Origin of the sequence: uncultured Aquimarina sp., from assembly GCF_947496855.1 — a bacterium.
Lineage (GTDB): Bacteria > Bacteroidota > Bacteroidia > Flavobacteriales > Flavobacteriaceae > Aquimarina.
In genome coordinates, this window is record NZ_CANMED010000005.1 from 143,997 (window position 1) to 164,415 (window position 20,419).

General features: G+C 32.9%; 11 protein-coding genes and 1 tRNA gene. 8 read left to right on the forward strand and 4 right to left on the reverse strand.

The window, feature by feature from the left end; translation table 11 throughout:
• Positions 1-465: 465 nt before the first annotated feature.
• The 3 genes from Q0921_RS15565 to Q0921_RS15575 form a co-directional block, all read right to left on the reverse strand.
• A complete protein-coding gene (locus Q0921_RS15565; protein WP_299258448.1) occupies positions 466-1,380 on the reverse strand; it encodes a PorP/SprF family type IX secretion system membrane protein in 915 nt (304 codons plus the stop codon).
• A 4-nt stretch (positions 1,381-1,384) separates the two neighbouring features.
• A complete protein-coding gene (locus tag Q0921_RS15570) occupies positions 1,385-8,560 on the reverse strand; it encodes a BspA family leucine-rich repeat surface protein (RefSeq protein WP_299258450.1) in 7,176 nt (2,391 codons plus the stop codon).
• Positions 8,561-8,773: 213 nt separating this feature from the next.
• On the reverse strand, positions 8,774-10,291 hold the full coding sequence (locus Q0921_RS15575) for an AraC family transcriptional regulator (protein WP_299258452.1): 1,518 nt from the start codon (positions 10,289-10,291) through the stop codon (positions 8,774-8,776).
• Between the two features lie 577 nt (positions 10,292-10,868).
• Here Q0921_RS15575 and Q0921_RS15580 point away from each other — a divergent pair.
• A complete protein-coding gene (locus tag Q0921_RS15580) occupies positions 10,869-12,383 on the forward strand; it encodes an NADP-dependent isocitrate dehydrogenase (RefSeq protein ID WP_299258453.1) in 1,515 nt (504 codons plus the stop codon).
• Positions 12,384-12,606: 223 nt separating this feature from the next.
• Positions 12,607-12,894, forward strand: a complete 288-nt coding sequence (locus tag Q0921_RS15585) for a hypothetical protein (RefSeq protein ID WP_299258454.1) — start codon at positions 12,607-12,609, stop codon at positions 12,892-12,894.
• Positions 12,895-13,245: 351 nt separating this feature from the next.
• Here the strand turns inward: Q0921_RS15585 and Q0921_RS15590 are convergent.
• Positions 13,246-13,327, reverse strand: a tRNA-Leu gene (locus Q0921_RS15590).
• A 156-nt stretch (positions 13,328-13,483) separates the two neighbouring features.
• On the opposite strand from Q0921_RS15590, the gene Q0921_RS15595 reads away from it, so the two are divergent.
• From Q0921_RS15595 to Q0921_RS15620, 6 genes are all read left to right on the forward strand, one after another.
• Complete coding sequence (locus Q0921_RS15595; RefSeq protein WP_299258455.1) at positions 13,484-14,425, forward strand: ribose-phosphate pyrophosphokinase; 942 nt, start codon at positions 13,484-13,486, stop codon at positions 14,423-14,425.
• 26 nt (positions 14,426-14,451) lie between these two features.
• On the forward strand, positions 14,452-15,075 hold the full coding sequence (locus Q0921_RS15600) for a 50S ribosomal protein L25/general stress protein Ctc (protein ID WP_299258456.1): 624 nt from the start codon (positions 14,452-14,454) through the stop codon (positions 15,073-15,075).
• Positions 15,076-15,284: 209 nt separating this feature from the next.
• Positions 15,285-15,917, forward strand: a complete 633-nt coding sequence (pth, locus tag Q0921_RS15605; protein ID WP_299258457.1) for an aminoacyl-tRNA hydrolase — start codon at positions 15,285-15,287, stop codon at positions 15,915-15,917.
• A 209-nt stretch (positions 15,918-16,126) separates the two neighbouring features.
• A complete protein-coding gene (locus Q0921_RS15610; protein WP_299258459.1) occupies positions 16,127-17,059 on the forward strand; it encodes a bifunctional riboflavin kinase/FAD synthetase in 933 nt (310 codons plus the stop codon).
• Positions 17,056-18,375 carry an HTTM domain-containing protein gene (locus Q0921_RS15615; RefSeq protein ID WP_299258461.1) on the forward strand — a complete coding sequence of 440 codons (1,320 nt, stop codon included), beginning with the start codon at positions 17,056-17,058 and terminating at the stop codon, positions 18,373-18,375. Before Q0921_RS15610 ends, Q0921_RS15615 begins: the two co-directional genes overlap by 4 nt.
• On the forward strand, positions 18,365-20,260 hold the full coding sequence (locus Q0921_RS15620; RefSeq protein ID WP_299258463.1) for a histidine kinase: 1,896 nt from the start codon (positions 18,365-18,367) through the stop codon (positions 20,258-20,260). The genes Q0921_RS15615 and Q0921_RS15620 overlap by 11 nt, the downstream gene beginning before the upstream one ends.
• The last annotated feature ends 159 nt before the right edge of the window (positions 20,261-20,419 follow it).

A 20,419-nucleotide genomic window follows, 5' to 3' on the forward strand; every position in this document is an offset into this window, starting at 1 on the left:
ATTTATTTTTAGTATATCCTGAATTTGAAACATTTCAAATGAATAATATACCTAGATATTTTCTTATTCAGTTGTATTCAAGGAACCTTCCTTGGCAATGTAAACATTGTCTATACTTAATGAATAAAAAAATAAATTCACTTTATCAATATATGTGTGAGTCATAGTAAAGGAGTTAATATTTAACGACTGTAATATTATGACTAAATAAGATTTCTATAATACACTTTTAGGGGTAAATAAATACAGATATCTGTATTTCAGATTATTATAAAATTAAAAAAAGGGTGTTTACATATGAGCTTTACACAGATAACACATCATTTTGTCAAAAAATCTTAACACTATGAATACCTAAATTAGTTAAAAGTAAAATCCAGATATTTATAATTTAGATTAATATGATTAATCTTTAAAATTTTGAACTTATGAAATATGCGAAGAAATCCAACTACTATCCAGTCATTAAAATCCTTCACCTGATTTATAAGTAAGAATAAACCCATTCGTGTTATTAAAAGGAGTAGCGCTGCCAAAAGCAGTATAACTATATGCAAAACGCCAATTTTTTAAAAAATAGAGTCCTACTAGTCCATTAAATGATGAACTACTGCGATAACCAGCTCCAATCTCTACTCTATTTTTATAATTTGCAGATATATTAAAATCAAACTGAGCAGGCGCGTCTTCTTCAAACTTAACCAACACACTTGGTTGTATTCGTATTTCTTCAAATCTATTGAGGTATAATCTATAACCTCCGTATAAGTAATAGGGCGTCTGAATGTTTACATTCTGATCAGATGCGATATTATCAGAAAATAAATTTTGAACCGAAAATCCAAGATAGAGTTTATTATGATTATACAAAACTCCAAAACCAAAGGTCGGAACGGTTACATTCACATCATTTTCAAAATTTGGATCGCCTTGTATGTTTAATCTTGTTAGATCTTCATTTAAAAACAATACTCCTGTAGTTAGGCCAAACGATAACATATTTGGATTATAATTCCACCATCTCGCTCGATTGTTATTCTCATCCAACAATATTTTATATGCATATGATGCAAAAATAGTTGTTGCTGATGTTACACCAATTTGATCGCTTATAAAACCGCCACTAATTCCAACATTATTATCAAAAACACTTGTGTTAAGAATTCCTGAAAACGTTCTCGGGCTTCCTTCGAATTCATTTAGATAACCAAAATTACTTATACTTACTTCTGTTTCTGGATGATAACCCGAATGTGCGGGATTAATTAACACTTGATTATAATAATAATCAGCAAAAACTGGTGTTTGTTGAGCTTTTATAGAACTATTAGTTAATGACAAAACTAGTGTTGTCAATATCAGATATATATATTTGGTCATAAGATTATCGTTTTAAAACTAAAAAGCCTTTTAGTTTCTTTAGAGAATTACTTTCGGAGATGTTAATAGCAAAGAAATAGGTGCCTTCTGGTAATTCACCACCTCCTAGATTGGTCAAACGATTAGCGTCTCCTCTGAAAACCCTTGATGTATTATTGTAACCAGAAATTTCGAATACCATATCTCCCCAACGATTGTAAATTGAAACCGTATTTTCTGGATAGTTTTCTATACCATCGATTTCCCAGAACTCATTTATTCCATCACCATCAGGAGAAAATCCATATTTAGTATCATCATCTATTAGAATTATTGGATTTTCTGTAGTAAAACGCTCCTCAGAACATCCGATAGCATCACCAACTAAATTGAATGGAATAATAGTCACAAAAACCTCAGTATTCTCAGGTAACTCAGAAAGTAAGTCAAAAGTCGTTGTATCCCCAACATCCTGATCATTGATAATATCTGTACCTCCAGAACTTGTACCAACTGTTAATCGATATCCTGTAGCATCAGAAACTGTATTCCAACTTATATCTGTGCTAACGGCCACACCAGTGGCTCCATTTGTTGGATCAGACAATATTGTACAACTAGGAAGAGTTGCTATAATTTCTGTAGTAAAACTTTCTTCTATACAACCTGTGGCATCCCCAACCGCGTTATAAGGAATAACGATTACAAAAATCTCAGTATTCTCAGGTAAATCAGTCGGCAAATCAAAAGTAGTTACATTACTAACATCCTGATTATTGATAATATCTGTACCTCCAGAACTTGTACCAACAGTTAATCGATATCCCGTAGCATTAGAAACAGAATTCCAAGCTACATCTGTACCGACAGAAATATCTGTAGCGCCATCCAAAGGAATCGATAACGTAGTACAACTTGGAATTGTAGCTATAGTTTCTGTAGTAAAACTTTCTTCTGTACAACTTGTAGCATCACCAAACGCGTTATAAGGAATAACGGTTACAAAAATCTCAGTATTCTCAGGTAAATCAGTCGGCAAATCAAATGTAGTAACATTACGAACATCCTGATTATTGATAATATCCGTACCTCCAGAACTTGTACCAACAGTTAATCGATATCCCGTAGCATCAGAAACAGAATTCCAAGCTACATCTGTACCAACAGAAATATCCGTAGCGCCATCCAAAGGAATTGATAACGTAGTACAACTTGGAATTGTAGCTATGGTTTCTGTAGTAAAACTTTCTTCTGTACAACTTATAGCATCACCAACCGCGTTATAAGGAATAACGGTTACAAAAATCTCAGTATTCTCAGGTAAATCAGTCGGCAAATCAAAAGTGGTCATATTACCAACATCCTGATTATTGATAATATCTGTACCTCCAGAACTTGTACTAACCGTTAATCGATATCCCGTAGCATCAGAAACAGAATTCCAAGCTACATCTGTACCAACAGAAATATCCGTAGCGCCATCCAAAGGAATTGATAACCTAGTACAACTTGGAATTGTAGCTATGGTTTCTGTAGTAAAACTTTCTTCTGTACAACTTGTAGCATCACCAACCGCGTTATAAGGAATAACGGTTACAAAAATCTCAGTATTCTCAGGTAAATCAGTCGGCAAATCAAATGTAGTAACATTACGAACATCCTGATTATTGATAATATCCGTACCTCCAGAACTTGTACCAACAGTTAATCGATATCCCGTAGCATCAGAAACAGAATTCCAAGTTATATCGGTATCAACAGAAATATCCATAGCACCATCCAAAGGAATCGATAAAATAGTACAACTTGGAATTGTGGCTATGGTTTCTGTAGTAAAACTTTCTTCTGAACATCCAGTAGCATCTCCAAAACTATTATAAGGAATTATGGTAACAAATATTTCTGTGCCTTCTGGTAAATCTGTTGGTATATCAAAAGCAGTTACATTATTAACATCTTGATTATTAATAATATCCGTTGCGCCAGAACTTGTACCAACCGTTAATCTATATCCATCAGCATTAAAACTACTATTCCAAGTTAAATCAGTTCCTATCGAAACGTCTACAGTATTATCTAGTGGAACTGAAAGTGTTGTACAAGCTGGTGGATCATTTAACGTAGATTCTCCAGTTCTGAAACTTTCTTCTGTACATCCAATAGCGTCCCCTACGTCGTTATAAGGTATAATTGTTACGTAGAATGTTCTGTTCTCACTAAGATCGGTTGGAATATCATAGGTAGTTACATTTTCTACATCTATATTATTGGCAATTTCGATACCTCCTTGGGTAGTACCGACAGAAACTAAATAACCAGTTGCCCCATCTACACTATTCCAACTTAAATTTGTATCTATTGCTACATCTGTTGTTCCATTTAAAGGATCCAAAATAGTAGTACAAGAAGGCACTACAGGAATAAGCTCTGTAGTAAAACTTTCTTCCGCACACCCAGTTGCATTTCCCTCTTCGTTGTAAGGAGTTATAGTAACAAAAATTTCGATATCTTCTGGTAAGTCATTGGTTAAATCGTATGTAGTAACATTCCCGACATCTTCATTATTCAAAATATCGTTTCCGCCTGTAGAAGTGCCTATTGTTAAGAAATACCCATCGGCATCAGCAATTGACTCCCAAGAAATATCAGTATCTATTATAACATCAGTTGCTCCAACTATAGGATCTGTTAAGCTTGTGCAATCTGGTACCGTAGGTGGGTTTGTCGATAAAGAAAATGTTTCGGCCACACAACCAGTAGCAGTACCTTCGTCATTTCTAGGCTCTATAAGAACTGTTACGCTAGTAGAACCGACAAGTTCATTCGCCGCAAATTCATAAGATTCTGTAGTAACAGTTGCATTAATTATTGTTCCGCTTGGTTGAAGTGTTATGGTAAGCACGTACTCAGTAGCATACAGTACAGAATCCCAAACAAGATTTGTATTTATGGGTACATCAACATCACCGTCTTCAGGAGATGTTAGCAGTGTACATAAGGGTATAGGACAATCGCGAATGTCTCCAGTAAATGTCCATCCATAAGTATCAATCATAGATTGTCTTTCTTGGATACTATCACAATACAGAAGGGTTTCGGCACCAAGATTAATTCCTGAAGTTAGTGCTTGTTCTGACCAAGCAATTAATGTACTATCATAATTTTCTCGAGTTAGAGCTGTATTATCCAACATATCTAACATGTTACTAACACTACTTATATTCCAATCGCCAAGAAACTGATCAAAAACAGCTGCATTTTCAAACATAGATTGCATGCTAACACTACCAATATTCCACATATTCATTTCCTGATTATAGCTACTAGCGTTTCTGAACATATAATTCATATTCTGAACTCCGCTAACTCTCCAATTATTTAAAGTTTGATTAAAAGACGTGGCTCCATCAAACATATACTCCATCGTAACTACTCCTCTTACATTCCAACTACTAATTGCTTCATCAAAAGAAGTTGCTCCCCGAAACATTCCTTCCATGGTGGTTACTGAAGCAACATTCCAAGAATCCATTGCTTGGTTATAAGATGTAGCGTTTCTAAACATTTCTTCCATAGTAATTACAAAAGAAACATTCCACGTATCTATATTTTGATTAAAAGCTGAAGCTCCACTAAACATCTCTTGAGTATTCTGCAATTCTAAAGTATTCCAGGAATTTAATGGTTCGTCAAAAGCAATAGCTTCTTTAAACATAGCCTGCATATTCGTTACTACTCCAACGTCCCAAGGATTCAAGTTCTGATTAAAAGCTGAAGCCGTTTCAAACATAGAGGTCATAAGCGTTACAGAACTTACATCCCAATTATCCAATGGCTGATTAAATACAATTGCATCATTAAACATAAATGTCATATTAGCCACCGCACTTACATTCCAGTTATTTAAAGGTTGATCAAAACTTGAAGCATTGCTAAACATTTCTGACATATTTACCACCGAATTTACATTCCAACTGTTCAACGGTTGATTGTATGAGCTTGCAGAACGAAACATGCGTTGCATAGAAACGACATTGGTTACATTCCAACTATCGATATTTTGATTAAAACTGCCTGCTGTGCTAAACATGGATGCCATAGTAGTTACATTAGAAACATTCCATTGATCTAGAGGTTGATCAAATTGAGATGCGCGAGAAAACATGCTTTGCATAATTGTCACGTTAGAAACGTTCCAAGAATTCATTGGCTGATTATAGGTTACAGCTCTATCAAACATACTGTTCATATTCGTTACATTACCTACATCCCAACTATCTATATCTTGATTAAAAGCTTCCGCACTTTCAAACATGCTTTCCATATTAGTAACATTACCTACATCCCAATTACCCAGTGGTTGATTAAATAACTCGGCTCTGTTAAACATTCGTGCCATATTAGTAACATTAGAAACATTCCAAGAATTTAATGGAGAATTAAAAACGTTCGTACCACTAAACATAGAAGACATAGTCGTAACGTTACTTACATCCCAACCATCCAAAGACTGATCGAAACTATTTGCAGTATTAAACATGTTATTCATATTAGTAACATTGCTAACATCCCAATTATCTAGAGGTTGATTAAAAGCATATGCCTGATAAAACATATCACTCATATTGGTAACATTACTTACATCCCAATTATTAATATTAGAATTCATCAACTCTACTCTTCTAAACATACGTGATACATCAGTAACCTGAGTGAGATTAGGAACTTCTGTAGTGAGATATTCCATATTTTCACAGAAATAGAATGCTTGTTGCATACTTTGCCATACTTGTGTTCCCCATTGATCAAGAGAAATTAACTTAAGGTTGTCCCTGTTCGAAGAACCGTGAAATGGTGCAGCATAATCACCTATAATTGATAGTGTATAAATACCTGGAGCCAAATATGTATGAATAATGTCACTAGAAACATTGTTATTATATTGACCATCACCCCAGTCAACTGAAAAATCATAGGTCAAATAACCCGGATATCCAGTATTAAGTTCTAATCTGTACTGATTCGTAGCTGTAGAACTATTATCTAAGTTTCTAGTATCTATTGTAATTTTAAAAGCCTCTGGACTATTCACCCAACTTTCAACTACGGTAAAACTGATTTCCGGGCAATCAGTAGCCGGTCCTTCATCGTTATATGGGACCACTGTAACATATACTATATCTCCTGGTGTAAACTCATTGGTAAAATCCAACCCTACGACATTACCAAAATCTTGATTATCATATATTATTTGAGTAGTAGCCCCATTTTCTCTTCGGATACTTACTCTGTAACCCGTAGCGTTTGGTGCTGGAGCCCATCGTATATTAGAATTTGCAGGTACATTAGTATCCCCATCTACTGGAGAAGTTATTTGAGTACAAAATACAAATGAACAGTTGACTATATCCCCGGTGATATTCCAGTTATGATTATCAATCAAATCTTGCCTGGCATTCCTTCCATCACAATAATTTAGATTTGTTGCTCCAAGATTTACATTATCCAAAACATCTTGTCCTGCCCATCCAATCAATATGTTATCATAATTTTCTTGAGAGACTCCACTATTAGATAACATGTTAGTCATATTGCTAACACCTAATATATCCCAAGTACCTAAATTCTGATCAAAGGCTGAAGCACCGGAAAACATAGTACTCATATTAGTCGCTGAAGCTGTATTCCATCCACTGATATCTTGATTAAAAATCGAACTCGAAAACATACCTTGAAAATTTCCGACGCTACTCACATCCCAATTATCAAGTGGTAAATTAAACTGTGAAGCCCTAAAAAACATTGCAGACATATTAGTTACGTTGTTAACATTCCAAGTATTCAACGGCTGATTAAAAACAAGAGTTTCTTGAAACATACTCTGCATATTAGTTACGCTGCTTACGTTCCAACTGCTTATATCTTGATTAAAAACCAATGCCTCAAGAAACATACCTCTCATATTAGTAACATTACTTACATCCCAGCCACTAATATCCTGATTAAACTGTGAGTTTTCTCGAAACATATAGTTCATATCAGTAACGTTGCTTACATCCCAGCGATCTAAGGGTTGATTATAAATTGCTCCCCAAATCCAACCATCAAACATGCTTGCCATATTAGTTACATTACTTACGTTCCACTCATTTAAGGGATGATCGAAAGTTCTATGTCTATGAAACATAAATGACATATCAGTAACTTGGGATACATCCCAAGATTCTATGGGTTGATTAAATTGAGATTCTCTAAACATGGCAGCCATAGTTGTCACATTGCTCACATCCCAATTAGCAATAGGAAAATTGAAAGCAGAACCTTGAAACATTCCAGACATATCTGTCGTATTACTCACATTCCAATTATTCAACGGTCTACTATAATTACCAGTATATCTAAATGTGCCAGACATATTAGTAACTTGACTCACATCCCAATTATTGATATTTTGATTGAAGCTGCTCGTTTCAGAAAAAGTGTATTCCAAATTTAGTACTGAAGCTGTATTCCAATTATCTAGTGGTTCGTTAAACTGCCTTGCTCTGTGAAAAGTATATGACATATCCGTAACTGCGATAGTGTTCCAGTTATCTAATGGCCGATTAAATATTACAGCTTCGGTAAACATCCCCGAAATATCTGTTATAGTGCTTATATCCCAATTATTTACAATACCATTAAAAACACTACATTCTCGAAACATATTTTGAAGACTAGTTACTCTAGATAAATCAGGAGCATCAATTGCATCAAAATTCAAGTTTTCACACCCGAAGAATGCATTTTCCATGGTTTGCCATTCGATAATTCCCCATTCCAGAATCTCTATAATCTTTTGTCTATCTCCAGAATCATTAAAATATATAGCCGGAAAATTACCGCTTATCATGACTGTATATGTCCCTGAAGTGTCATAGATATGTGTAATACCAGCTGTTACACCCGTATCTGTAGAACCATCTCCCCAATCAACTGTATAATTATAAGTGTAGGCTGGATTTATTGGAATTGTAATTTCATTATCTGCAGAAGTACCTGGCCTTGTTGTATCCCAAATGGTAGTAAACTCTCCAACAAAACTAGTGGACTCAGATTCTTCAATAGTATAATTTAAGGAAAACCCATAAGATGCTGGGCTTATTAATAAACCAAAAATTAACAAATACAGTAAAGTACTCAGGTGTATTTTTTTTATCATATGAAATATTTAAAAATCAATTTTTCCCTGTAAACTGAACTAAAATGAACATTCCCTTTATATTCATCTTTTATTTACATAGGCAAAACTAGGATTACCCAATATATAGGTCAACCCTGAAAACCGTTGTTTTTCATTCTGCCTTCTTCAAAACTATGTATAAATGTTAGTGGAGACGTTTCAAATTATAATTTGAAACCTATAAATTGTGTTTTAAGCACTCTTTTTCCTGTATTCAGAAGGAGTAAGACCAACCAAATTTTTGAATGCCCTATTAAAAGAAGTTTTGCTTTTAAAACCAGCTTCATACCCAATTGCTACGATTTTATACTCTTCGTAATTGGGATTGTTCATTAATTTTTTAACTTCATTTATCCTATATAAGTTTAAAAAATTATTGAAATTCTTTTGAAAACATACATTCAGTACTTCAGAAATTTGAGGTATGTTCATATTTAATGCTTCAGCTAAATCAGATTGCTTCAAATCTTCATCCAGATATGGTTTTTGCTCTTCCATATACTGTAATATTCTTTCAGCATAAGCATCTCGATCTTCAGAGCTTAAGGAAGAATTTTGATATTTAGAAGAATTGTCTGATATCGATGTTAGTACAAGACTTTCATTATTTTTTTTCAGCACAGTATTAAGCTTAGCTCTAAGACTTTGGTTTTCATTTTCTAAAAGCTGCTTATATTGTATTAAGTCAGTGGATTGTTTTTTTAACGAAATCCTTCTGTTAAAAAAATATCCCCATACTCCCACAATAAGAATAACACATATTATAGAACCGTAAAAAATAATTTCTTTATTTTGTTTGGATAGTGATTTACTCTGTTCTTTTAAAAGAGCCGTCTGTTCTTCGAGTTCTCTTTCAGCAATAATACGTTTGCCTTCAGACAGCGTATTTAAATAAGAATTTCTTAGTCCCTGGTATTTTTTGTGTTCCTCTACACTCTTTTTCAACTCACCTTCTAATTCATAAGCTTTTGCAAGATATTCATGGACGTGCATTTCTAATTCTAGAAATTGATTATTAACCGCAATTTCTTGCGCAGTTGTAAGCATATGAATTGCCTCCGGAAGCTTATTAAGCCCTAAATATGAAACTCCTATATGCAAATGTGAATCAGCCCTACTTTCTATAGATTCTTTTTCTGTTGTTAATTTTAAAGCTTGTTCTGCATAATTTATAGCTTCTTGGTATTTCTCTAATTTCACATAAGAATCTGCAATGTTATTTAATGCTGTTATTTTTAGATCATTTCTAGAAAGCTTTGTAGCAAAACTATCTACTTTTTGACTATATACTAAAGATTCTTCATATTTCTTCTGATGTATCGCAGTAATACCCAAAGCATTATATGAAGCAATCAATACGCGCTCCGGATTTTCGTGAGTTTTGGCAAGTCTAATAACCTTCTTGAAGGTTTCTGAAGCTTTATCATATTGCCCTAGATTATTATATATATTACCCAAATTAGCCAAAATAATAATTCTTATTTTAGAATCCTCAGGTAGTTCTTTTGCTATATCTAAGGCACTAAGATATTTTTTAAGAGACTCATCATACACATCTATATTACTGTAATAAATACCTTGTCCTACAACGGCTAAAACTTCTTCTTCCAGAAGGTTGTATTCTCTCGCTAATAGCTGCAAAGAATCTACATATTTCTTATACAATTCAAAATCCCCTTTTCTATAAGTAATTTCTGATATCTTTTGCAACTCCTTTACTTTTTTGATCTTAATAGAATCACTATGGAAAGTCTGTGATTGTATCGTATTATAAAAACACATAATCGATATCAGAAAAAGTATTGAACACTTAAACATTAGAACTATTTATAGTATAAATGGAGTGTAATATAAATAAAACTTATCTAAAATAGTAAACCTAACAGATTAGATACTACTTCAATTTATTAAGATGCTACTATAAATAATGATATCGTTCTAAATAAAAACAGTAACCATTTTAGAGTAAAAACATTCTATAAAACCAAACTCAACAAATATTTTTTTTATTAAAAATAGATTCTAAAACTATACATTCTAGCCCCTGATTTTCTTCTATAAATATTTAGAAAAAACTCATTAGTATGCTTGATTAACACATAAAGATCTTACTAAAAAAAACGTAATGTATTGATATCCAATTTCAAAAAACAGGAAACTCTTGTATTCTCTGTATACATTTCTTTTTACACATACATTAAATAAATTTATTTAATTCATAATTTATATAAATAAAAATTTATTATTTAAAAATCAGATATTTGTCCTGTTCATAAAATAAGATAAGATGGAAAATAACACATTAGTTCAAGAATCAAACAAAAAAAGGACTCAAAAAGCTGTAAAAATTGCTATTGCAAAAGGTGATGGTATTGGTCCTGAAATTATGGCTGCCACACTAGATATTCTTAAGGCAGCTGGAGCTAAAATTGAACCTGAATTTATTGATCTAGGTGAGCAGGTCTATTTATCCGGAAATACTGCAGGTATTAATAAAGAATCTTGGGAAATTATTAAGCGCAACAAATTAATACTTAAAGCACCTATAACTACTCCTCAAGGAAAGGGATATAAAAGTTTAAATGTGACTCTTAGAAAATCCTTAGGATTATATGCAAATGTGCGACCTGTTAGCTCTTTTCACCCATTTGTCAAAACTCATTTTCCTACTATGGATGTGGTCATTATACGCGAGAATGAAGAAGATCTGTATGCAGGAATTGAACATCAGCAGACCCAAGATGTAGTGCAATGTCTTAAACTAATTACAAGACCAGGTTGTGAACGAATAGTCCGTTATGCATTTGAATATGCAAAGGCCTATGGAAGAAAAAAAGTGACCTGTATGGTGAAAGATAATATTATGAAATTGACAGATGGGTTATTTCATCAGGTTTTTAAAGAAATATCATTAGAATATCCTAAGATAAAAAGCGAATCTCAAATTATTGACATAGGTTCTGCAAAACTAGCTGCTAATCCAGAAAACTACGATGTTGTAGTAACCTCTAATCTGTACGGTGATATTATTTCTGATATAGCAGCAGAAATTGCTGGATCCGTTGGATTAGCAGGATCGGCAAATATTGGAACTAATGTGGCTATGTTCGAGGCAATCCACGGTTCTGCCCCAGACATTGCTGGACAACAAATAGCTAATCCTTCAGGATTAATCAATGCCGCGGTTTTAATGCTAGCACACATAGGTCAATTAGAGATTGCTGATAAAGTTAAAAATGCCTTATTAACAACAATCGAAGATGGATATCATACTTCGGATATTTATCAACCAAAAATGAGTGAGAAAAAGGTATCAACACAAGAATTCGCCAATGAAGTAATATCCAGATTAGGGAAAACCCCTCAAAACTTAACTAAAAGTAAGCTTATTGAAGGTTCTGGTAGCATGAAAACAGTTGAATATAGACGAAAAAAATCGAAAAAAGAGCTAGTAGGAGTAGATGCATTTATTGACTGGACAGGTACTGATCCTAATGAAATAGGAGATGCTTTATCTAAGATCAATGCATATAATTTAAAACTAAAAATGATTACGAATCGAGGAGTTAAAGTATATCCAAATGGTTTAGAAGAAACATATTGCACGGATCATTGGAGGTGTAGATTCGTAGCCTCGAATTCTGATATACAAAAAACAATTCCAAGTTATAATCCTATTGATCATGAACAGATAATAGCTCTTTTATCCAAACTAAACGGTAAAGGATTTGATGTAATCAAAACTGAAAACTTATATGAATTTGATGGCAAAAGAGGATTCTCACTAGGACAAGGAGAATAGATATTTATAACCATTGTATTAGCTCATCTTAGGCACTTTATTATTCAACAAACTCAACTAATTTTTACAAATGGAATAATTTAGTGCCTACTTTCTTTGGCCTTTCTTCTTAAAAACCATAAACTCTTACTCGCCTGGAATCAAACTCATTTTATAGATACTTTATTTATCAAATCATTTGATAGATGAACCATAATATCTAACAAACAAAAACGCATTCACAATGAACCCTATTAATAACAGCATTAAATTAGTAGAGGGAGCATATTCTCCAATAAACGCTGCCGATGTACTATTATCTTTAATTGCGGATAAAATTAAGTTTCATAACCTACAAATCTTAAGTTCAAAGGATAAAAATGATCCTCATATAATCCACGCAGAAATGAGAATCTTAGAGCTGAAAGCATCACGAGATGTTGTTATAAAATTGATTATACAAGCTAGAGATCAAGGTCTGTATATGAAAATAGACGGAATCGTAAATATAAAGATGTTTAAAAAAATTTAAAGTTAATATTTTAATAAGTAATATAAATGTGTAAATAGTCCCCCTATTTAGTTTAAAGGTGTTTTCATAGTATCCATTTTCCTCAGTTATTATTTTAGAATCAATAGATAAAAAATAGTATAATCAAAGTTGTGACATACAAAATGTCGGAAAGGACTAATTTTTAAAAACTCACTTGAATTTCCAGTAAAACTGAAAAATAGAATTAATAATCCGAATCTAAAAAAATAGTTTTGAATCAATCAAAAAATATTCCTACACGGCTCTATTTTATCAAAAAACAAAAACTTTAAAGAAAGTCCATAAACAAAAAAAACAACCCTTTGATTATCAAAGAGTTGTTCGTTTCAGTACTCAAGGCGGGAATCGAACCCGCACGTCTTGCGACATTGGATTTTGAATCCAACGTGTCTACCAATTCCACCACTTGAGCATTTCTAAGTAAATTGGACGGCAAAATTAAAAAAATATTTGCTCACATCCATTAAATAAGTAATAAAATAAGGTAAAGAGTAGAAATAAATTTTTAAATTTGCACCTTGTTTTTAAAAAATAAGTTTTAACTCATTACAAAACAACATTTTACCCTATGCCTAATTCAATTACAGAAGCAAAATTTTTTGCATGTACTCAGAGTACAGAACTAGCAGAAAAGATAGTATCCGCATATGGGGCAAAATTAGGTAAGGTAATAACATCAACATATAGTGATGGCGAGTTTCAACCTTCTTTTGAGGAGTCTGTAAGAGGATCAAGAGTTTTTATTATTGGATCTACACATCCTAGTTCTGACCATTTAATGGAAATGCTATTAATGTTGGATGCAGCAAAAAGAGCTTCTGCAAGACATATCACAGCTGTGTTACCATATTATGGATGGGCACGTCAGGACAGAAAAGACAAACCAAGAGTTCCTATTGCAGCAAAATTAATTGCTAAAATGTTGGAAACTGCAGGTGCGACAAGAATCATAACTATGGATTTACACGCAGATCAGATTCAGGGATTCTTCGAGAAACCTGTAGATCATTTATTTGCGTCTACTATATTTTTACCATACTTACAATCTTTAAATCTAGAAGATCTTACAATAGCTTCTCCTGATATGGGAGGTTCTAAAAGAGCGTATGCATATTCTAAAGCACTACTAAGTGACGTAGTAATCTGCTATAAACAACGTGCTAAAGCCAATGTAATTTCTCATATGGAATTGATCGGAGATGTAACAGGTAAAAATGTGGTGCTAGTAGATGATATGGTAGATACCGCAGGAACGCTAACCAAAGCTGCAGACTTAATGATAGAAAGAGGTGCAAAAAGTGTAAGAGCAATTTGTACGCATCCTATTCTTTCTGGAAACGCTTATGAAAAATTAGAAAACTCGAAGCTAGAAGAATTAATCGTAACTGATTCTATTCCTCTAAAACAACAAAGTAAAAAAATTAGAGTGATTACATGCGCCAATTTATTTGCGGATGTTATGGATAGAGTTCATAATAATCAATCTATCAGCTCTAAATTTATAATGTAAATTAATAACTATTAATATATTTTAAAATGAAGTCATTAACAATCAATGCATCTCAAAGAGAAAGCGTAGGCAAGAAAGCAACAAAAGCCTTACGTAATGCTGGACAGGTACCTTGTGTAATTTACGGTGGAGACACTATGATACACTTTGCAGCACCAGAAATTGCTTTCAAAAACTTAGTGTACACTCCAGACGTTCATACCGTGGTAATCGCGTTGGATAATGGTACAAAAGTAAATGCTATACTACAAGATATTCAATTTCACCCTGTAACTGATAGAATTTTACATATTGATTTTATTCAAATTTTTGATGACAAACCAATTACTGTAGAACTTCCTTTTAAAGCCACAGGAAATGCAAGAGGAGTTCTTAACGGTGGTGTCTTACGTTATAACCTAAGACGTATCAAAGTAAAAGGTTTTGCTTCTAAATTACCAGACTTAATTGAAGGTGATATCACTAACCTTAAAATAGGAAACAAATTATTAGTTACCAGTATAGCAAGTGAAGATTTCACAATCCTACATCCGGATAACACTGTAATTTGTATGGTGAAAACATCTCGTACTGCTGTCGAAGATGAAGAAGAAGAAGAAGAAACTGAAGGAGAAGGACCAGCTGCAGAAGCACCAGCCGCTGAAGCTTAATTTTTCTTTATTAAGAAAACAATCAAAAAGCATTCTGATTTTATTTTCAGAATGCTTTTTTTATTTTTACAATGATTTTAAGATGGCGTCCCCTCCGTTTTACTTCGGTCGGGCTATTCACTGTATCTTTTTTGTTGTACTCTGAGGCGCTCGAAGAGCATAACAAAAAAGAATGCCGCTGCTATCCCTTACGTAAAACCAATACATATATGCTTTCTATTTTTAGAAAATGGTTTTCACAAAAAGAAGAAAAGAAAGAAACTCAAGAAGAACTCATGAAAAAATTTCTTGTTGTAGGTCTCGGTAATATTGGGCCTAAATACCACAATACGCGCCATAACATAGGATTTAGAATTCTGGATGCATTGGCAAAAGAAGAAAGCTTGTCTTTCGAAACTGAAAAGCTAGGAGACCTCACAACCTATAAACATAAAGGACGTACAATATTATTGTTAAAACCAAATACCTATATGAATCTTAGCGGAAAAGCTGTTAGGTACTGGTTAACTAAAGAAAAAATTCCTGTAGAGAATCTTTTAATCATTACAGATGACATCAACCTTTCTTTTGGCACCATTAGAGTAAAAGCAAAAGGAAGTGCAGGTGGACACAATGGACTTAAGGATATCGAAGCTCAACTCAATACATCTAAATATTGCAGGTTCAGATTTGGTGTTGGAGCAGAATTTAGCAAAGGTAGACAAGTAGATTATGTTTTAGGAGAATGGAGGGCTGAAGAAGAAACTACTATGCCCGAACGATTAGATAAAGGAATTGCATTGATTAAATCCTTTACAACTGCAGGATTAACAAATACTATGAACACCTTTAACGGAAAATAACTAGTAGATCTCGCAACATTTCCTTAATTTTATAGCTAATAATTTTTAATACATTGTCAGCGTATTAAGAATAAAATAAACCTAGATTACAATAAATGGTTTTAAAAAAATCAGTCTTCTTGAAACGAAATACACCTATCAAATCAACGTCAATTACAGTGTATACTAATGAATCCCTTCTGACAATCGAAAATAAATAAAGACGAAGGATGAAACGCTATACAGACGCTAAAACATATGATAATCAAACACCTTCGGTTGTTACTATTGGAACTTTTGATGGAGTTCATATTGGACATAAAAAAATAATTGAAAGATTGGTTGAAGCTGCCAAGCGAAACAATCTAGAATCAGTAATTCTTACCTTTTTTCCTCATCCACGAATGGTGTTGCAAAAAGATACAAATATCAAGCTAATCAATACTATCGAAGAGCGAATACAGATATTAGAAAAAACGGGGTTGGATAGTTTAGTAATCCATCCTTTTACCAAAGAATTCTCTCGCCTTTCAGCTAAGGAGTATGTTGAAGAAATGTTAGTCAACAGACTAAATCTACGTCACGTTATTATTGGCTACGATCATCGTTTTGGGCGTAATCGTAATTCCAACATTACGGATCTGGCCTCTTTTGGTATTCAGAATGATTTTACAGTAGAAGAAATCTCAAAACAGGATATAGATGATGTAGCCGTTAGCTCCACTAAAGTTCGTGAAGCTTTACTTGACGGAGATATTATAAAAGCTAATAGGTATCTCGGATACAATTTTATGCTTACAGGAAAAATAATAAAAGGAAAAGAACTAGGGCGTAAATTAGAATACCCAACAGCTAACCTACACATAGAAGAAGATTACAAACTAATTCCAAAAAAAGGGGTGTATGTTGTAAAATCCCAGATTAATAATAAAACATATTTTGGGATGATGAATATTGGTAATAATCCAACCGTAAATGGGAAACACCAAACCATCGAAACCCATTTCTTTGATGCTTCATTTAACTTATACGAAAAAAAGATTCAAATTGAAATGCTCATCCGCATTAGAGATGAGAAAAAATTTGATTCTATAGAGGCTTTAAAAAATGCAATGCAAGAAGATGAAGATTATTCTAGAGAGTATATAAATTCTATGGTATGATCAATCGTTGGTTATTTACACAAATAGATAATAGCGCTTTAATCATATTTAGAGTTTTTTTTGGGTTTCTTATTACAGCAGAATCCTTTGGAGCTATTTTTACAGGTTGGGTCAGAAGAACTCTTGTAGAACCACAATTCACCTTCAATTTTATTGGTTTTGAATTTTTGCAGCCTCTTCCTGGTAATGGTATGTATTACTATTTTGCATTGATGGGTGTTTTTGGCATATTAATTATGATAGGTTTTAAATACCGATGGAGCATGATTGCCTATACAATTCTCTGGGCGGGTGCTTATTATATGCAAAAATCGTCCTACAATAATCATTATTATCTATTACTTTTACTATGTATTCTTATGAGTACTTTACCTGCTGGAAATTATTTTTCTATGGATGTAAAGAAAAATCCGGCGCTTAAGAGAATATCCATGCCTAGATGGTGTGTTTTATTTATTATTATTCAATTATGGATTGTATACACATATGCATCTGTTGCTAAGTTATATCCAGATTGGTTAGACTATACAGTAGCTAGAAATTTAATGCTCTCTAGGGCAAATTATCCAATTGTTGGAGAATTGTTACAACAACATTGGACACATTTAAGTATTACCTATTTTGGAATTTTATTCGATCTACTAATCATTCCGTTATTACTTTGGAGAAGAACCCGTCTCACGGCTTTTATAATTAGTATATTTTTTCATCTATTTAATTCTATCGTATTTCAGATTGGAATATTTCCATACTTATCATTAGCTTTTACTGTATTTTTCTTTTCTAAAGAACGTATCCATCGCGTTTTTATGCCAAAAAAAGAATTTTATACTGGAAATAAGACGACTGTGCCTTCTTACCGGAAATTTTTAATCCCAGCATTGACTATTTGGTTTGTGATACAACTTGCTTTACCAATCCGTCATTGGTTCATTCCGGGTGACGTTTTATGGACAGAAGAAGGTCACAAGCTAAGCTGGAGAATGATGCTTCGTGGACGATCTGGATTTACTAGTTTTTATATTGAGCATAAAGATAATCCAGGTAAAAGATTGAAAATAGATAAGAACCAATACCTTTCTAAAAAACAACGCCGTTTGGTTAACACTAAACCCGACGCGATCTGGCAATTCGCCCAATTCCTTAAAAAAGAACAACTAAAAGAAGGAAAAGACATAGAAGTATACGTCCGTAGTAATGTATCCGTTAATGGGAAAAAATCAAAAACCTTAATTGACCCTGACACAGATTTAGCAAGCGTAAAATGGAACTATTTCACAACTAATCCGTGGGTAATTAAATACGATGAAGAATAAACATCTTTATATTTTTATCATATTGATTTCCTTTTCTGTTAATGCTCAGGAAAAGAAGGACTGGTACTCTACTTTTGGTAAAATTCCCACTCTCGTAGACACTTATCTTTATAATGAGTTAAAAAATGCTGAAGATTTTCAGAAAAGAGCAAAACTAATAGATACCATTGCATCTATTCATATCCAAACTGGAATTACGGATTCTATAGTATATTACGGAAATCTTCTTCAAGATGAAGTACTATTGCAAAAAGAATTACTTTTAAATCGTAATTTCTATCTATCTAAAGCTTATCATATTCTCGGAAAAGGAAAACTGGAGAAAGGGCTCTATGATGATGCCATGAAACATTATCTCGATGGTATTGCTATCTCCCCTGCTTCCGAAATGAGTAAAATGCACTATACTCATCAATTAGGACTAGGAGCTGTTTACCTTCATCAAAAAGAATATGACGCCGCTTTATCGATATTCGAAACTATTATAAAAAACACTGAAAACAATGAGGTATTAATTTTAGCAAAAAAATCTTTAGCAGATGTATTCTTTGCTAAAAAAGATGTTTCGAAAGCAAAAGCTAACTACCTCGAAGTTCTAAACGATTTAAGAATTTACGAGAATAACAAAATTAGATTAGAGACTCAATTAAAATTAGGTAGAATAGACATATTCGAAGACAATCTTAGTCATGCGCTAGAATATTTTAGATCTGTAAAAGAGGTTGCGCTACAAAGTAAGTTTTATGATCTCTATATAGATGCAGTTATCCAAATGGGAATCATATATTATAATCAAGGACATCTACAAGATGCTGAAATAATTTTATCCTCAGCATATGTGAATTCTATACAATGGAATAAACTTGAGTTACAGCGAGATGTTATTATGGTACTTAGGAATATAAAAGTTGCAGAAAAAGATTATGAGAATGCTTATAATCTTATGACTCAATACCTCTCTATTTCTAACCAAATATTAAAAAATCAGAATAAAGAGATTGTAAAAGACTTGGAGATTAAATATCAAACATTACAAAAAGAAAAAGAAATCTTATCTCTGAAGGAAGAACAGCTACTTAAAGAAAGTGAGATTAAAAGACAACGAACCATCAAAAAAGCATTTTTGATTGGTTTTCTAGTTGTATTGATTCCGGTAATTGCCTTGTTATTTTTATACTTTCAGAAATTAAAAACACAAATAGCATTAAACAAATCTCAAAAAGAGGTAAACTCACAAAAAGTGTACGGATTGATGAAAGATCAAGAGCTCAATCTGGTTAAGGCAACTATGGATGGACAAAATAAAGAGCGTAAACGTCTTGCCAGAGAGTTACACGATAGCATTGGAGGTAATCTGGCTAGCATTAAATTACAACTTTCCTCACATACTAGTAAAAATGAAAACACACAAACGAAAATATTAAATCAAATAGATGAAACCTACCATCAGGTGCGCGATTTATCTCATAACCTTGCTTCAAAAAAGTTTCAAAACAATGGAATTTCTACCTTAATAAAAGAATACGTGAATAATATTGAACAAGGTAGTAATCAAAAAATTTCTTTCAATCCTCATCCGGAAGAAAAGATTAATGAGATAGAAAACCCCTTAAAAGAGGAACTTTTCAAAATCATTCAAGAATTATTAACTAATACTTTAAAACACGCAAAAGCAGATCAAATAGATATTTATCTTAATCAATATCAGACGATACTGCAGCTTCTTTTCGAGGATAACGGCATCGGTTTTAATTCAGAAAAGATGGCTGAAGGTATTGGTTTTAAGAACATCAAAAACCGACTTCATTCCCTATCAGGTAATATGGTCATCGATTCTACTATTGATAGAGGCACTGTAATCAATATAGAAATTCCTGTACCCTAACGAATAAAAAAATCTTCTAGAGATCTATCAATTACAAACAGGGTAATATTCGTTCTAATCATTCGTCATGAACCAATAAAAATAAAGATTACAAATCCAAACTATCGGATTGTTTAATAATATTTCAGTTGGTCGATAGTAAATTGGATTTGATCTACA

Excerpts from the sequence above, each read along its gene's own strand:
- Q0921_RS15565 (WP_299258448.1), bottom strand. The coding sequence starts at position 1,380 with ATGACCAAATATATATATCTGATATTGACAACACTAGTTTTGTCATTA.
- Q0921_RS15570 (WP_299258450.1), bottom strand. The coding sequence starts at position 8,560 with ATGATAAAAAAAATACACCTGAGTACTTTACTGTATTTGTTAATTTTT.
- Q0921_RS15580 (WP_299258453.1), top strand. The coding sequence starts at position 10,869 with ATGGAAAATAACACATTAGTTCAAGAATCAAACAAAAAAAGGACTCAA.
- Q0921_RS15585 (WP_299258454.1), top strand. The coding sequence starts at position 12,607 with ATGAACCCTATTAATAACAGCATTAAATTAGTAGAGGGAGCATATTCT.
- Q0921_RS15595 (WP_299258455.1), top strand. The coding sequence starts at position 13,484 with ATGCCTAATTCAATTACAGAAGCAAAATTTTTTGCATGTACTCAGAGT.
- Q0921_RS15600 (WP_299258456.1), top strand. The coding sequence starts at position 14,452 with ATGAAGTCATTAACAATCAATGCATCTCAAAGAGAAAGCGTAGGCAAG.
- pth (WP_299258457.1), top strand. The coding sequence starts at position 15,285 with ATGCTTTCTATTTTTAGAAAATGGTTTTCACAAAAAGAAGAAAAGAAA.
- Q0921_RS15610 (WP_299258459.1), top strand. The coding sequence starts at position 16,127 with ATGAAACGCTATACAGACGCTAAAACATATGATAATCAAACACCTTCG.
- Q0921_RS15615 (WP_299258461.1), top strand. The coding sequence starts at position 17,056 with ATGATCAATCGTTGGTTATTTACACAAATAGATAATAGCGCTTTAATC.
- Q0921_RS15620 (WP_299258463.1), top strand. The coding sequence starts at position 18,365 with ATGAAGAATAAACATCTTTATATTTTTATCATATTGATTTCCTTTTCT.